The following is a 15,156-nucleotide window of genomic DNA, read 5'->3' on the forward strand; positions in this document are numbered from 1 at the left end:
TTTATAAAATATGTTTGCTCTTTATGTCTATAGGATAAACGTCGTCACAGCAGCGGTTTCATTAGAAGCTTTGCAAGGAAATGGAACAAATGGTTATGGTTATGGAAATGTTTCCCTGCCCATTACTGCTACTGCAGTCTATGGTGTTACTGTAATTAATGGCGATAATGTAAATTTATAGGGTGGACCATCTTTACAGTCAAATGTAATCCGTCAGCTAAATAGAAGAGAATCATATGAAGTTTTGGACGAACAAGATAGTTGGCTTGCTTTAGGTGAAAGCGAATGGATATACTATGATCCGAGTTATATTCAGTATAGTGTACAATCAAATGAACGTAAAAGGTATCTCGCTTGAGATGCCTTTTATTATAAATATGTAATTTTTACAAAGTGTATATTAAAAGCATAGTATAATATAATGGATGTTTATAAAAATAATTGAAAATGCAATAAAGGAGAAAAAATATGAATTATGTGCTAATAGGTGTAATTTTATTATTATTAGCTGCAGTATTCGTGCTGTTTTATAAAAATAAACAGCTAGAATCAGAGAGTCAGCAAGCGGAATTTGAAAAAAAACAAGCAATTGAAACGTACGAAAATGAAATTGCAGCTACGGTTACAGAACATAAAGAGCAGCAAAATACATTAAAAAATATGGAACAGAAAAAATACAATGATTTACAAATAAGTGCAGCGAGAGAACTTGAAAATATGCGTATGATGAAAAATCAATTAGCTGTGCAACATAGTAAAGAACGCAGTGAAATGCAAGAAAAACATAGTAACGAAATACATATGTTTCAAAAGTTAATTGCAGATTTGCGAGAGTATACGAAAAATGGAGCCGAAGTGAGTACACACGAAACATTACAGTATATGAAGCGTGGCTTCGTAGAGCAAGGCATAATACTAGATAATGAATTTCATATTATGCCGAATGTTTTTATGAGGAATCAGCATGGAAGAAATGATTTTCGAATTCATCATCTTGTTTTAAGTAAAACGGGTATGTATGTACTTGAAACGAAAGAATGGACAGGGAAATTAATTCATGGCTTAACGAAAGAAAATGCTAGTACATATTCATTTATGATTGATGAAATTGGCAAGTATCAACAAGAGATAGAGAAAGAAGAGACGTTTGAATATATTACAGGTGAAGATTCATTAACGATACAAGTGAAAAATGAAGGGAATCCAGTATATAGAGCGAAGAAACTATCTCATATTCTATACAATTGTTTGAAAGAAATGCAAGTTGATATTGTAAAGGAAAACATAAATCCGATTGTATATTTTTATAATGAGAATGGGAAAGAAGTGTTAGATCTTTCTGAAGAAAAAACGCCGAGATTAAAAGATAGAGAGCAACTTGTATCGTTTTTCAGAAATGAATTCTTAACGGGGAAAATAATATATACAGGTCAAGAGTTAGAAAAACTTCGAGAAACCATTAATCGAATGAATTATATAATGAATTAAAAAGAGGTGGGCTTTCTGAGTGCTATATTAAGGGGTATTTTGTATGTTTATATTTGTTTGTATATACTCATGTATCTTGCTTTTATGTTTATTATTGGTATGGCTCATACGTCATTAAGTGTAACGAGCATTTTTATAATAGTCATGCCATTTGTTTTATTAGTTATGATTCAAAAGTCGATCTTATATGTGGCTAAAAATCGTAATGAAGAAAAGAAGCAAATGTCGGGAGTATTAATAGTAGCACTTATTCCGTTAGTAGTATGTACTGCACAATTAAGTATGAATACGTACACTTCCAAGTTTAACCAAGATCGGTGGTTACATGCTGAAGATAAACGGGTACATATGGTAGATGATCTATTGCAAAAATATAAATTAACAGGAAAATCAAATGAAGAAATTACACAATTATTAGGAACGCCTACTGAAACGAGAAATGGAGAAAACGGGGTTATCACTTCGTACTATCTTGGAACTGAACGTGGCTTTATTCCCATAGATAGTGAACATCTTGTTTTACAATTTGATAGAGATGGTAAAGTTGTGGAATATAAGGTGCATACCGATTAAAGAACCGTTGAGAGAAGCTATATATTATAGCTTCTTTTTTATATTCCAATATAGTAAATGTAGGCAAATAGTAGTCATTCCTATCTATACGAATTGAAAGGAGTCTGTTATATTGTAAATGGTTATGTTGCTTAATAGTTTAGTAGATAATCTATATTTTGGTTGAGGAGGGGAATTTTAACACGAATTTAATGATATGCGTGTTAAGTAGTATGATGAAAAAAGGATTTTATAACGTTTTAGCTGCATCAATTGTATTTAGTATGGTAACGATTCCAAATTATTCCTATGCTAATGAGCTTGGAAAAACTGTTACAGTTTCATCTGATGAACAAGCTTTAAAAAGTATTGAAAACCATATGAAAGATGAAGATGGTCGAGGGGAAGATAAAGGAGTAAGAAGTGAAGTGCAAGGTGAGTTTCTTGTACATATAGTGAAAGAAGTACCTTTATACGATTCTAGTAATTTCCAAAAAGAGACAGGGATTCGTATTTCGAATCAAGTTGTAAAAGCTGAGAAGAGAAAAGGAAACGCTTACTATGTTCAAACTTCATCGGGAACGGGATGGATACAAAATAGTGATGGAAATGTAGAGGTTAAAGAAATTCACCCGTTATTAAGTGAAAAGTTAGTTATTAATGAAGGAAGCTCTACTTACTCTGAACCATTTACTTCATACAAAGAAGAAAATGTACTGGAGCCGCAAACTATTCAAGCAATTGGACAGGCGGGAGAATGGTTCCAAGTAAAAATAAATAATGAGATGAAATGGATTCATTCACCTTCAGCAAAATTTGAAGGAACAAAAGCTTCACTTATACAAGATGCAGCACCAACACGTACAAAACGTGCAGCAGCTATGTATGCTGCGCCAATAGAAGAGAAAACAACGGATATTTATGGTGTACCTTTAAAAGAAATGATTGTACCAAAAGGAAATGAAAATATTCGTCCAGGTTATGCGATGAACCCGAAGTATATTACGATTCATGAGACCGATAATTATAGTGTTGGGGCAAATGCTAGAAACCATGCGATATATTTATATAACCAAGCAACGGGAACGGAAGATCGTTCAGCGTCGTGGCACTTTACGGTAGACGATAAAGAGATTTATCAACACCTGCCATTAAACGAAAATGCTTGGCATGCAGGAGATGGAGCAGAAGGAACTGGGAATCGAGAATCAATTGCGATTGAAATTGCTGTAAACGAAGATGGTGATTATAATAAAGCTGTTGAAAATGCTCGTAAACTAGCAGCTTATTTAATGGGGGAATTAAATATTCCTTTAGAAAATGTGAAAAAACATCAATTTTGGAGTGGGAAGATTTGTCCAGCCATTATGATTAAAAATAATGGGTGGGAACCATTCTTACAAGGAACAAAAGTTTATTATGATGCGAACCATAAAGATGATATAACGGGTGGTTGGTATGAAGCAGACATTCGTGAATTAGATAAGCGCGGTATTATGGTTGGAGATGGAAAAGGTTCTTATTGGCCAGAGCGCCTTGTGACACGTGGTGAATTTGCAAATTTAATATCAAGATCATTGCAGCTACCTGAAGGATCATCGAATTTTAATGACTTAAATACAGCACATCCATCGCTAATAGATGGTATTAATCGTGCAGCAAGTGCTGGGATAATAAGTGGTAGAGGAAATGGTATATTTGCTCCAAACGATACGATTAAACGAGATGAAGCTGTTATCATGATTGACCGTGCACTGCAATATAAAAAAATTAAAGGTAACTTAGTCTCGTTACCATTTTCAGATCAAGATTTAGCATATGATAAACAAGCTGTACAACGTGTTTATGGATTAGGTATTGTAAAAGGAAATGAAAATAATGAATTTATGCCGAAAGGTTCTGCAACGCGTGGAGAATCGGCAGCATTTATTAATAGAATGTTAAAAATAATAGAAAGTAAATAATGAAAATGCACTCGCTTTTGCGAGTGCTTTTTTATTTTTCAATATGTTATGGAAGGGAGCGGAGGTTTTTGAGTGGAATAAGGAATGAAAGCGGAGGTGATGCATATATATAGATGCGTTGGATTGTTTTTAACGAGCTATTTGCGAGCAGCCTGATTGAAAATCCATACTGGTTAAAGTTTTACTTTATCATATTGTATAAATGAAAAGGAGGTAAGACGGTGAAAGCTATACCGACTGATGTCCTGAGTAAAGAATTGATGGAAAGAGAAGGCGTTATATCTATTACAGTAAAGGAATTTGAAAAAATCGAAGTAGCTGGAGTAGTAGTCGCTGGCCCCGCGGTTATTTTGATTAATCAAGATTAAGTACATAGTATTGAAATAAAAAGTATCCTAGATGGATGCTTTTTATTTGTGTAGAAGAAAGAATATGGTGGATAATTGCCTTACTGGAGGGAGAGTATGTGGCAATTATTATAACGATGTTAGTAATGGGGATTTTATTAGGGTTTGTTGGAGCTGGGGGAGCCGGGTTTATTATCGCGATACTCACTTTAGTATTCCATATTCCTATTCACGTTGCACTTGCAACGTCTTTAACTGCTATGGCATTTACGACATTATCTGGGGTTATAAGTCATTATCGTGAAGGAAATGTAGTACTTACTATAGGCGGGATTGTTGGGGGATGTGGAGCGCTTGGTTCTTATATCGGTTCAAAAATTGGTTCACTTATACCAGGACATCTTCTTCATTGGTTTACAGCTGGGATGTTATTTTTATCTGCAATTTTTATGTTTATTAAATTAATTAAGTTTCAAAATAGGGAAGAGTTACTTTTAGCAGAGATTAAAGATTTTTCGAAAGAGAACATAATGAAATGTATATGTCTTGGATTAGTCACTGGAATGATGGCTGGTTCATTTGGGATTGGTTCTGCACCATTTATTCAACTTGGATTAATGGGTCTATTAGGATTGACGATTCAGCAATCTGTAGGAACAACAATGCTTGTTATATTGCCCATTGCGATTGGGGGTGGGTTAGGGTATAGTTCAGAAGGGTATCTAGATTATATATTATTATTGCAAGTATTAATTGGGACGATGCTAGGAGCTTATATCGGTGCGAAGTTTACAAATTATGCACCACGTATGCTTTTGAAGTTTTCAATGATTATGACACCAGTTTTCGCTGGATGTATGTTATTAATGGGATAAAAATAATATAGCAAACTAATATGTTTTACGAATGAATTATGTAAGTAATTCATATTTCCCATATAAAAGGATTTGCTTTAATATAATGAGTGTAAAGTTCGAGTATTCGAAGTACTACTTGAATTATATCCCTATCCCTTTTCTAAAAATGCGAACAAGTTTTGCCCTATTCTATTCAATATTTAATTGTATAGAAATATATTGTTCGATGACCATTATGGAACGTACATAATGGGAAAATCCCGATCCTTAAAGAGGATGCCCCTAATCTTCATGTGAAAATATGATCGGATATGAAAGCTGACCAATTTATGGTCAGCTTTCTTTTTGTTCAAAAACTATTTCTTCTTTAATTTCAGTTTGTAATAATAAAGCTTTTCCGAAACGACGTTTACATTCTGCACGCACTTTTTCAATGGCTAGTAGCTGAGTAGTAGCAGGAACTGTGACGATAGCTTGGCGAGGTTTTCGATTTTCTTCACAAAAGACACATTCCACAACATATTTAAAAATCATGCTTTCATCCTTCCGTTTTTAATTTCTAAGAAGGAACTGCCTATGAAGTTGATGTAAATTTTCGTCATTGTTTTCCTTTTTTCCTCTTTTTTCAAGGGGAAAATAAAAAAGGAGACGAATAGTAGTAGGGGAGGGATGTATATGGAAAGATGGATAGGTTGTGCAGCAGTATGTGTAAATGAAAGAAATGAGGTTTTAATGGTATTGCAAGGACAAAAGGGTGAAGAAAAAAGGTGGTCCGTCCCAAGTGGAGGACTTGAAAAAGGAGAAACACTAGAGGAATGTTGTATCCGAGAGGTTTGGGAAGAAACAGGCTACAATGTGGAAGTTGTAAGTAAAATATACGAAAAAGAAGCGATTACATATGGGGTTCCTGTATACGTTCATTATTATGTCGTAAAAAAAATAGGCGGTAGTATGAAAATCCAAGATCCTGATGAGTTAATACATGAAATTGCTTGGAAGGGGATAGATGAAATGAAGGAATTAACGCTATCTTTCCCGGAGGATTATGAGATTTTAAACAAATACATAAATAAAAAAGCGAGTGTGTAAACACTTGCTTTTTTAATGTATCCACGATAAGAAAAGCGGAACGATAACTAAACTAGCTCCTGCAGTTAAAAGCATAGATAAACTTGCAATCGTTCCTTCTACAGGACCGATTTCGAATGCTTTTGATGTACCGGTTCCATTTGCGCTCGTTCCTAACATAATACCTTTTGCAATTGCTGTTTTAATACGGCATATACGAATGAGAGAAGGTCCGAGCAATGCTCCTGTTAACGCAGTTAAAACAACAAACACTGCTGTTAATTGTGACATACCACCAATCATTTCTGAAATGGCCATTGCAATTGGCGTCGTTACAATATGAGGTGCTAAACTATGTTCTAACGATGAATCAATTTGAAAATAATTTGCTAGTAGTGCTGAAGTAATAACTGATAGAAACGAACCAACAATGACATTAAGTAAAATAGCTATTCCATGTTTCTTAAGTAAATCAAAGTATTTATAGATTGGCCATGCAAAAGCAACTGTTGCAGGTTTTAATAATTCTGTTAACCAGTGGCCTCCAGTTTCATACGTTTCATAAGATGTGTCTAGTCCGAGTAATAACGCGATTAAAATAATAGGACATACGAGAAGAGGAGAAAGTAAGCTCCAATTCCAGCGTTGATACATTTTCTTCGATATCCAATATGTGAATAGTGTTAATAGTAAACAAAGAAAGCCGATCATTGCACGGATCCTTTCCGCTTTAGTAGCAATTCTGTTAAGAGTCCTGTAACGAGAGTGACACAAAGTGTACTAATCATAATAATTAAGATGAGATCGATTCCATATTGTGATAGTGTATCTTTGTAGCGTATGACAGCGACTGCAGAAGGAATGAAAAATAAAATAAGTTCTTTTAATAAAAAGTCTGCACCGTCTTGTATCCACTCTTTTTTCACTAGGTTAAATTTTAATGAGATTAATAATAAAAAAATACCGATAATACTTCCTGGAACTGGGAGGTGTGCCTGTTTTGCAATCCATTCACCTGTCCAAGCGAAACAAAATAATAGTAAAATTTGTCCGCTTAATTTCCACCATTTCATACAGTAACCACCTCTTTCTTTTTTTACATAAAAATTGTAAAAAAGAATTAACAATTTCTACTATACGTTCATTCAAAAAATTTGTCTAATATATAAATTATATGTTATTAATATATTAGACGTATTAATTGAAATGGAAAAGGGTGTCCAAAATGGAATTACGGCATTTGCAATATTTTGTTGTAGTGGCAGAGGAGTTACACTTTGGACGAGCGGCTGCTCGTTTACAAATGACACAACCACCGCTTAGTCAACAAATTCAGCAATTAGAAAAAGAAATGGGAGTTATGTTATTTTCAAGAACGAAGAGAAAGGTTGAATTAACAGAAGCTGGAGAAATGTTTTTGAAAGAAGTAAAAAAAGCGTTCGAACAAATTGAAAAAGCGGTAGAAATTGCACAAAGTGCCCAAAGGGGAGAAGTGGGCTCACTTTCAATTGGTTTTGTAGGTGCGGCGATATATGATATTTTACCATCTATCGTAAGGGAGTATAGAAAGAAATTTCCGAGGGTGTCTGTTGCATTACATGAATTATCTACTCCAGATCAAGTGCATGCACTTCATGATAATCGAATTGATATTGGATTTTTGCGTCCACCAATCCCAACACAATTACTAGAGTTAGAGCCAATACAAAAACTATCTTGTACTTTATGTTTACCGAAGGCTCATCCACTTGCAGAGAAAGATGAAATACATATAGAAGATTTACGGGATGAACCGTTTGTATTTATTACGAGACCAGTATGGCCAGCGTTATACGATACAATTTTATCACTTTGCCGCGACGTCGGGTTTAGTCCGCGTATCGTACAAGAAGCGACGGAATATCAAACAGTTATGGGACTTGTAGCAGCGGGGATTGGAATTACAGTCATACCCGTATCGGCAAATAAATTATATAAAACAGAAGTTGTATATAAAGAGCTATATGATTCTAATTTTGTTGCAGAAATGTCAGTAGCTTACAAAAAAATGAATAGCAATCCAGAGCTACTAGAGTTTTTAAAAATTGCAAGAGAGAAGAAAAGAATAGAAGTTGAGGATGAGATTAATTAAGTTATTAAAAAGTACACCTCATTAAACAATAAAGCGGAAAGGCAATATAATTGCCTTTCCGCTTTATTGTTCTTTTTTTAGTTCTATACTAAAGAGATAAACATGTTCATTTTTGTTTTCTAGGACTAAAGGCTTAGAAAAAACTCCGATTGTAGTGCGATGTTTAAAATGTCATATTTTTATACACTAGTAGTATAGAATGCGTATGTAATAAGGTAGGGGAAGAATTTTATGTCTTTATGTCGGTTAGCGAGAAAAAATATAAGAACATTTGCTACCAAAAGGAAGAAGCAATTTATGTGGATTGCTATGAGTATTATGATTTTGTTTTTTATGATATCGCTACAATTTAATGAAGTAGTTGCTGGGGAATTAGGGACTACACTTTTATTTCAAATGTGTTTTTACACGTTGTTTATCGTAGTCATTTTCATATGTACGTTTATTACATATAAAATGACTTATTCTCTTCTGCAAGCGAGGAAAGAAGAAATTAAATCTTATGTAGCAGAGAATAGGAAGAGAAATGATGTACTATGTTTATTATGTCAGGAGCAATTATTTATTTATGGAGCAGCGTTTGTTTTTGGATTAGTTAATGGGATGTTATTTTTAAAATTATTTACGATTATCTTTATGAAAATAACAGGAATACAAGGGATAAATAGTGCACCGATTACAATATATGCAATAGTAGTAGTGAGTATAATTATGATTGTTATTCTTCTATTATCGATGGTGCAATGTATTCGATTTGTTCAAAGTTTACAAGATGAAAATTCATTTCAGTTTAAAGAAAGGGCATGAGCAATCATGCCTTTTTCCATTTTACACATAAAAATAATCATGTTACAGTGTAAAGACCTGACAAAGAATGGGAAGGAAAGGTTGTATAGCATGACAAATGAACAATCAATTGTAAAGGTCGAGCGGTTAACGAAGCGAATCGGTTCAAAGACACTTGTAGAAAATATTAGTTTCGAAGTTAAAAAAGGTGAAGTAGTTGGTTTGCTTGGACCAAATGGTGCTGGAAAAACGACTTTAATGAGAATGATGGTCGGCATGATTCGTATGACAGAGGGCGAAGTTTGGATTGACGGTCAATCTGTAAAACAGCAATTTGAAAGTACTGCCTCGAAAATTGGAGCAGTAATTGAGACACCGGAATTTTATCCATTTTTGAGCGGCTATGAGAATTTAACATATTTCGGACGCATGAATGGTAACGTGACAGAAGAACGTATCGATGAAGTAGTGAAATTGCTAGGGATGGGACAAGTAATTGATCGCAAAGTAAAAGCATATTCACTCGGCATGAGACAACGATTAGGAATTGCTCAAGCGCTTATTCACGATCCCGATGTATTAATATTAGATGAACCAACGAATGGATTAGACCCTAGTGGAATACATGAAATGAGAATGTACATAAAAAAAATTGCACATGAACAAGGAAAAGCGGTACTGGTATCTAGTCACTTACTTTCGGAAGTTGAATTAATGTGTGATAGAGTTATCATTATTCAGCACGGAGAATATGTCGCGACGCAAAATATTCAGCATAATCAAAGTGAAGAGATGGAGACAATCCGTATACGCGTAGATGATGCGAATAAAGCGGCAGAAATGTTAGACCAAGATGTTTTAATAAAAGGTAATGATTTACTTATTCATGTAAAAGATGAAGAAATCCCAAATGTTATTCGTACATTGCTTGAGAAAAACATTCAAGTGTATCGTGTATATGAAGAAAGAAAAACGTTAGAAGAGCAATTTTTAGAATTAACAGGGGGAAAAGATATTGTTTAATTTAGTGTATAACGAATTGTATAAAATATTTAAGCGAAAGCGAACGATTATTCCATTTGCAGTTATTGCAGTATTAATAATCGGATTAGGATGGGTTACTGTAAAGTATTTGGAGCCGGAAACAAAAGGATGGAAAGCTGATTATACAGAACGAACTGTAGAAATTGAGAAAAAGCTAGGCATGGAAAAAGAAGCGATTTTAGCGGAACGATCTGGGGATGAGCTTGTAAAGGAATATCAGCTTAAGATGAAGCATTTAGATACAGATACAGCACCTGCAAGTAGTTCTCCACTTTCTTTCATGAGAGATACAGGCTTTATCGTATTTCCAATATTACTTCCGTTTATCCTCGTGTATGCAAGTACAATTTTTGCGAATGAATATAGCTGGGGAACATATAAATTTTTAACAATACGACCAGCGAGTCGCTTTAAAATTTTGACAGCTAAGTTTTTAGCAATTGTCATATTTGCAGCGTTATTGTTTATATTTAATATGATTTTTTCCATTTTATGTGGGCTTGTTATTTATAAATTCCAGCAGCCTGCATGGAGCGAGTTTATTTTCCAAGATGGAAATATTATAAAACAAAATATTTTTGTAGAAGCTAGTAAGTATTATATTTTATCGTGGTTGCCGACGATTGTGTACGCAGCGTTTGCATTTATGATTTCTGTGCTAACAAGATCTAGCGGAGGCGCGATTGGTATTTCACTATTTCTCGCTTTATCAGGAAACATCGCATTACTAGCAGCAACTAGATATGATTGGGCGAAATATTTATTGCCAGCAAACACAGATTTATATAGTATTGCAAAGAATGGAAGCTTTATTGATGGAGTAACGTTCCCGTTTGCATCATGTATGTTAGTACTGTATTTATTTGTATTTTTAATCATTTCCTATACAGTATTTTTAAAACGTGATTTAACTTAAAAAAAAGAGCCGTTAAGCATTTCTTAACGGCTCCTTTTTTAGGAAAAGTGTTTAAGTGCTTTTTCAGCTAACAAAGTGAAGTATTCTGCACTTATGGGTAACGCTCGCTCATCTACTGTAAAGCTTGGATGATGCCATTCATGTGTACCACTCGTTCCCATAAAGACGAATGATCCTGGTATGTGTTGTTGATAAAAAGAGAAATCTTCGCCAGCCATGGAAGGAGTAGGGGTAATCACGTCTAGTGACATTTCCTGTGCAGTTTGTGTACATAAATGAGTAAGACTTTCATCATTATGGACGGCAGGAGGACCTGAATGAAAATGGAATTCTGTTTTTACACCTAGTGCATCAGAAACGCCCTTAATGATACGTTCCATTAAGGCTGGAATTTTTTCGCGTGTTTCAGCTTGGAAAGTACGAACAGTACCTTCTAATATTGCTTTTTCAGGAATAACGTTCCACGTATTTCCTGAATGGATGTTTGTGACACTGACGACGGCATTATGTGAAGAACTTATATTTCGGCTTACAATAGTTTGTAGTGCCATCACAATTTGAGAGGATGCGACAATTGGATCTACCCCAGCATCTGGTACAGCTGCATGTGTACCAACTCCGTGAATTTTAATTTCAAATCGATCAACTCCGGCCATAAGTGGACCATCTTTAATACCGATTGTACCTACTGGTAAATCAGGTTTGTTATGCATACCGAAAATAGCTTGTACGCCATGTAAATGCCCAGCTTCAATAACTTTGCAAGCGCCATTACTACTCTCTTCAGCCGGCTGGAATATAAAGCGAACAGTTCCATTTAGGGAAGGTTCCCTTTCTTTTAATAAATAAGCTGCACCTATAATAGCAGCTGTATGAAAATCATGCCCACAAGCGTGCATTTTTCCATGGATTTTTGAAGCGTAGGATAAATTTGTTTCTTCCTGAATAGGAAGGGCATCAATATCAGCACGGATTGCTATAAGCGGTCCGTTACTATTCCCCGAAATTTCAGCAATAACGCCCGTTTCTAAACTAGAATTGATAATTGTAATATTTTTTTCTTCTAACCAATTCTTTATAGCTTTCGTCGTTTTGAATTCTTCGTAGGATAATTCTGGATTCTCATGTAAATTTCTACGAATAGAAATTAGCGTCTCAGTTAATTGCTCTAGATTTGCAGCCACGTATAATGCCTTCTTTCTTAAATAAAGTATTTACATCAAGTATACAATATTAAAAGAGAGGATTCTCAAATGAAAATCCTCTCTCGTTTATGCTGCCAATTTTTTGTGTGTATGATGTTTACGATAACGTCCACGCATTGCATAGGCAATTTGCGGGATTGCAATCCCGATTAAGATAAGTGATACACCGAACCATTGTGAAGATAGTACAGCTTCTTTTAAAACGAATACAGACATAATTGTTGTAACTGGTAGTTCCGCAGCGCCAAGAATAGTCGCTAAGCCAGAACCAATCTTTGGAATACCAATTGTAAAGGCGATAGAAGGAATGACGATACTGAATGTTCCTAAACCTAAACCGTATTTCCAAAGCCCTTCAGAAATTGCACCGTTAAAAATAAATGTTGGAGGGAATACGATCATTACTAAAGTTAAAGCACCAGCCATTAAAAGAACACCGCGTGGTAATGAAGGTACTTCAACAGCAACTTTTCCGCTCACAAAAATGTATGTTGCAAATGTAACAGCAGATAACAGGCCTAGTATAATTCCTGTCGTATCGAAATCACCTGCTGATTTTTCTAGTAAACCACTTGATAAAAATGTACCTGCAAGTAAGAAAATAACGGAAATAACCTTTTCTCTTGAAGGTAATGTTTTTGTTGCGACTGCTTCAATAATAATTCCGACCCAAACGAATTGAAATAAAAGTATAATTGCAATAGATGCTGGTACAGTTTTTAATGAAGCATAATAAAAAATTCCAGTGAAACTTGCAGATGTACCTGCAACGAATAAAGTTAATGCTTGTTTTAATGGAACACGATGTCTAGAAAATAGAAGTGTAATAGCAAGCAAAATAATCCAACCGAACAAATATTGGCTGCCAATTACCTCTCCAAGTGAAAATCCTTCTGCATATGCAAGTTTAACGAAAATAGCTAAAATCCCATAACTACACGCTCCTAATAAAACTAAAAGAGAATAACGAAGCATGAAAAATTCCTCCCATCTATATGAACTTGTTCCGTAACGGACATATATAACTAGAGGGAAGTATACAAAATTAAAAATGAAGGGTCAAATAAAAGAAAAGTGTGACATTTTATAGAATAATAATAAAAGTATGATATTTATGCATAATCTTGAAATTAGTAATAATAGAAGTATTGTAAAATCAGCTTTGTATTGTATAAAGACAGCATTTGAAAAAAATATTTTTTAATCAATATGTATATAGACATACGAATAATATGCTAATCATTTGAGAAACTATGTTACCTTTGTTATGTTAATAACATTAGAGAGGTTTTGTAGTTTAATTGAGATTTTTCTATATAATAGAAGGAACTGAAAACGTTTTTTTAGAAAAAGCGTGAAAGGGTAGTTTTTCTTATTATCACGTTGGAAAAGTGATTTCACGAATTGTTCACAGTATTTTTATATGTTTTTGCTACAATATGTAAAGAGAGGAGTGGAACAATGCAAGATATTAGTATTTTTTTAGCGTTTGGCGCCGGGTTTTTATCATTTATTTCCCCATGTTGCTTACCGCTTTATCCGGCATTTTTATCGTACATAACAGGTATGTCGGTTTCTGAGTTGAAAGAAGAAAATGCAATGCTTCGCAAAAGAAGTATGATACATACAGCGTTTTTCTTACTTGGATTTTCAATTATATTTATTGCAATTGGATTTGGTACAAGTTTTATTGGAGGCATCTTTACAAATTATAAAGATTTAATTAGACAGTTAGGTGGTATATTTATCATCGTGTTCGGTCTTATTATTGTCGGTGTGTTTAAGCCGAAGTTTTTAATGCAAGATCGCAAATTCACGTTTAAAAATCGTCCGAGTGGTTATTTTGGATCCGTTCTAATTGGGTTGGCATTTGCGGCAGGATGGACACCTTGTACAGGACCTATTTTAGTATCGGTTATTGGATTAGCAGCAACAAATCCAGAATCAGCAATGATTTATATGATTGCATACATACTTGGATTTGCTATCCCGTTCTTCGTACTATCATTCTTTATTACGAAAATGTCTTGGATTAAAAGAAACAGTATGAAGTTCATGAAAATCGGGGGATACATTATGATTATCATGGGTATCTTCTTATACTTTAACTGGATGACAAAAATTATCGTATATTTCTCAAGTTTATTTGGTGGTTTTACGGGTTTTTAGTATTATTCTGTGAAAATGTTGGAAATACTAACGGAAAAGCATATAATGAAAGTATATTTTGCATATAGCCACAAAAAAGGATGAGAAAATATGAACATAGTTGTTTTATCCAGTATCGTTGCTGTTTGTATGGCTGTTGGTGCGATGTTTATTCGTTTAAAAGCAGCTAAGAAACCTGCAACATTGAAAAAAATTATACTTCCACCATTTTTTATGAGTACGGGAGCGTTGATGTATGTTTTTCCTGAATTTCGATTAACTCCAGCAGAAATGTTAGAAGCAATTGGCGTCGGTTTGTTTTTCTCTATTTTTCTTATTAAAACATCTAAATTTGAGATTAGAGGACAAGAGATTTATTTGAAGCGTTCCAAAGCATTTGTTTTTATATTAATTGGATTACTTGTCGTGCGGATTGTATTTAAAACATACTTAAGCCAATCTCTTGATTTAGGACAACTTAGTGGTATGTTCTTCTTGCTGGCATTTGCGATGATTGTGTCATGGAGAATTGCAATGTACCGTTCCTTTACAAAATTACAGAAGGAAATGGAAAAAGAAGATGGTTTTTATAATGAAAAAGATATGAAATTAACTTAAAAACTGTATATGTATAAAATAAAAAGACAGCG

Annotated in this window: 17 protein-coding genes and 1 pseudogene; 13 read left to right on the forward strand and 5 right to left on the reverse strand. The window is 34.2% G+C overall.

Going from position 1 to position 15,156, the window contains the following annotated elements; translation table 11 throughout:
- Positions 1-43 precede the first annotated feature (43 nt).
- From FH036_RS22600 to FH036_RS22625, 6 genes and pseudogenes are all read left to right on the forward strand, one after another.
- A pseudogene (locus FH036_RS22600) lies at positions 44-319 on the forward strand (SH3 domain-containing protein); the annotation flags it as partial.
- Between the two features lie 149 nt (positions 320-468).
- Entirely contained in the window at positions 469-1,488 is a 1,020-nt protein-coding gene (locus tag FH036_RS22605) for a nuclease-related domain-containing protein (protein WP_001110285.1), read from the forward strand.
- A gap of 6 nt (positions 1,489-1,494) precedes the next feature.
- Positions 1,495-2,061 carry a hypothetical protein gene (locus FH036_RS22610; protein ID WP_014481737.1) on the forward strand — a complete coding sequence of 189 codons (567 nt, stop codon included), beginning with the start codon at positions 1,495-1,497 and terminating at the stop codon, positions 2,059-2,061.
- A 215-nt stretch (positions 2,062-2,276) separates the two neighbouring features.
- Entirely contained in the window at positions 2,277-4,004 is a 1,728-nt protein-coding gene (locus tag FH036_RS22615) for an S-layer homology domain-containing protein (RefSeq protein WP_139896258.1), read from the forward strand.
- 221 nt (positions 4,005-4,225) lie between these two features.
- Positions 4,226-4,372, forward strand: coding sequence for a BC1881 family protein (locus FH036_RS22620; RefSeq protein ID WP_000644411.1), 147 nt, complete (start codon positions 4,226-4,228; stop codon positions 4,370-4,372).
- A gap of 98 nt (positions 4,373-4,470) precedes the next feature.
- Positions 4,471-5,226, forward strand: coding sequence for a sulfite exporter TauE/SafE family protein (locus tag FH036_RS22625; RefSeq protein WP_000974646.1), 756 nt, complete (start codon positions 4,471-4,473; stop codon positions 5,224-5,226).
- Positions 5,227-5,541: 315 nt separating this feature from the next.
- Here the strand turns inward: FH036_RS22625 and FH036_RS22630 are convergent, their stop codons facing one another.
- Positions 5,542-5,742, reverse strand: a complete 201-nt coding sequence (locus FH036_RS22630) for a DUF3903 domain-containing protein (RefSeq protein WP_000576449.1) — start codon at positions 5,740-5,742, stop codon at positions 5,542-5,544.
- A gap of 141 nt (positions 5,743-5,883) precedes the next feature.
- Here FH036_RS22630 and FH036_RS22635 point away from each other — a divergent pair, with 141 nt between their 5' ends.
- Positions 5,884-6,297 (forward strand): NUDIX hydrolase, encoded by a 414-nt coding sequence (locus tag FH036_RS22635; RefSeq protein ID WP_139896239.1) that lies wholly within the window; start codon positions 5,884-5,886, stop codon positions 6,295-6,297.
- A 12-nt stretch (positions 6,298-6,309) separates the two neighbouring features.
- Here the strand turns inward: FH036_RS22635 and FH036_RS22640 are convergent, their stop codons facing one another.
- Together FH036_RS22640 and FH036_RS22645 are read right to left on the reverse strand one after the other, a co-directional pair.
- Positions 6,310-6,987 carry an LrgB family protein gene (locus tag FH036_RS22640; protein ID WP_000578957.1) on the reverse strand — a complete coding sequence of 226 codons (678 nt, stop codon included), beginning with the start codon at positions 6,985-6,987 and terminating at the stop codon, positions 6,310-6,312.
- Positions 6,984-7,349 (reverse strand): CidA/LrgA family holin-like protein, encoded by a 366-nt coding sequence (locus tag FH036_RS22645; RefSeq protein ID WP_000872364.1) that lies wholly within the window; start codon positions 7,347-7,349, stop codon positions 6,984-6,986. Before FH036_RS22645 ends, FH036_RS22640 begins: the two co-directional genes overlap by 4 nt.
- Before the next feature lie 152 nt (positions 7,350-7,501).
- On the opposite strand from FH036_RS22645, the gene alsR reads away from it, so the two are divergent.
- The 4 genes from alsR (at position 7,502) to FH036_RS22665 (ending at position 11,153) form a co-directional block, all read left to right on the forward strand.
- On the forward strand, positions 7,502-8,407 hold the full coding sequence (gene alsR / locus FH036_RS22650) for an acetoin biosynthesis transcriptional regulator AlsR (protein ID WP_000423223.1): 906 nt from the start codon (positions 7,502-7,504) through the stop codon (positions 8,405-8,407).
- A gap of 231 nt (positions 8,408-8,638) precedes the next feature.
- Positions 8,639-9,214, forward strand: a complete 576-nt coding sequence (locus tag FH036_RS22655; RefSeq protein ID WP_139896240.1) for an FtsX-like permease family protein — start codon at positions 8,639-8,641, stop codon at positions 9,212-9,214.
- A 90-nt stretch (positions 9,215-9,304) separates the two neighbouring features.
- Positions 9,305-10,216, forward strand: coding sequence for an ABC transporter ATP-binding protein (locus FH036_RS22660; RefSeq protein ID WP_000180642.1), 912 nt, complete (start codon positions 9,305-9,307; stop codon positions 10,214-10,216).
- Entirely contained in the window at positions 10,209-11,153 is a 945-nt protein-coding gene (locus FH036_RS22665; RefSeq protein WP_000482766.1) for an ABC transporter permease, read from the forward strand. The genes FH036_RS22660 and FH036_RS22665 overlap by 8 nt, the downstream gene beginning before the upstream one ends.
- A 38-nt stretch (positions 11,154-11,191) precedes the next feature.
- Here FH036_RS22665 and FH036_RS22670 read toward each other — a convergent pair whose 3' ends face one another.
- Positions 11,192-12,337, reverse strand: a complete 1,146-nt coding sequence (locus FH036_RS22670) for a M20 peptidase aminoacylase family protein (RefSeq protein WP_139896241.1) — start codon at positions 12,335-12,337, stop codon at positions 11,192-11,194.
- Between the two features lie 87 nt (positions 12,338-12,424).
- Positions 12,425-13,333, reverse strand: coding sequence for an EamA family transporter (locus FH036_RS22675; RefSeq protein WP_139896242.1), 909 nt, complete (start codon positions 13,331-13,333; stop codon positions 12,425-12,427).
- A gap of 486 nt (positions 13,334-13,819) precedes the next feature.
- Here FH036_RS22675 and ccdA point away from each other — a divergent pair, with 486 nt between their 5' ends.
- Together ccdA and FH036_RS22690 are read left to right on the forward strand one after the other, a co-directional pair.
- The gene (gene ccdA / locus FH036_RS22685; RefSeq protein ID WP_001152681.1) at positions 13,820-14,527 is read left to right on the forward strand and encodes a cytochrome c-type biogenesis protein CcdA; all 708 of its coding nucleotides are present in this window, start codon (positions 13,820-13,822) and stop codon (positions 14,525-14,527) included.
- 90 nt (positions 14,528-14,617) lie between these two features.
- Entirely contained in the window at positions 14,618-15,124 is a 507-nt protein-coding gene (locus tag FH036_RS22690) for a CcdC family protein (protein WP_001028639.1), read from the forward strand.
- Positions 15,125-15,156 lie beyond the last annotated feature (32 nt).

It is taken from the genome of Bacillus sp. CD3-5 (genome assembly GCF_006349665.1).
GTDB lineage: Bacteria > Bacillota > Bacilli > Bacillales > Bacillaceae_G > Bacillus_A > Bacillus_A paranthracis.